The 625-nt window shown below is 57.6% G+C and carries 1 protein-coding gene; it reads right to left on the reverse strand.

All coding sequences use genetic code 11. The features are described 5' to 3' along the window. Positions 1–331: response regulator (locus C6W91_RS04010; RefSeq protein ID WP_370570452.1), on the reverse strand; the 331-nt coding region annotated here is incomplete at its 3' end. Positions 332–625 lie beyond the last annotated feature (294 nt).

Raw genomic sequence — 625 nt, forward strand, 5'->3', positions numbered from 1 at the left:
GCTCGCGCGGATTGAATGGCTTTGCAAGGTAATCATCTGCACCGATCTCAAGACCGGCGATACGGTCGCTCTCTTCGCCAAGCGCGGTCAGCATGATGACTGGTACCGTGCCGTCATCGGCCAGCCTGCGACAGGCCGACAGGCCGTCTTCACCGGGCATCATCACGTCCAGCACAACCAAATCGAAATGCCCTGCCGCAAGCTGCACGTCCATATCGGCGGCGTCCTTGGCCGCTGTCGCCCGCATCCCGTTCTTTTCAAGGTAGCGCGTCACGCTTTCACGGATCTGCGCGTGATCGTCGACGACAAGGATATGCGGCTGGGGTCCCATGCTTTTGTCCTACCGGAAAGACCGTTTGAATTTCACCATCGCAATTGTAGCGGATTGTATCAGACAGTCGGCTTGCGACAGACCGTTACAATTCTGATGATGCGACGGCCTTCCATTCTGCGCAATCATCCCAAGGTGATGGGTATCGACCCGAACCAAAGGAGGATTTCATGCCGACATTTGTAAAAACCGCAAGCATTCTCGCCGTTTCCCTGCTCACCGCCGGCAGCGCTCTGGCCGACAGCCGCCATCACGGAGGCAATACCGGCGGGGCACATATGGGGGATGAAAAGC

Origin of the sequence: Phaeobacter sp. SYSU ZJ3003 (assembly GCF_041300735.1) — a bacterium.
GTDB lineage: Bacteria > Pseudomonadota > Alphaproteobacteria > Rhodobacterales > Rhodobacteraceae > Phycobacter > Phycobacter gallaeciensis_A.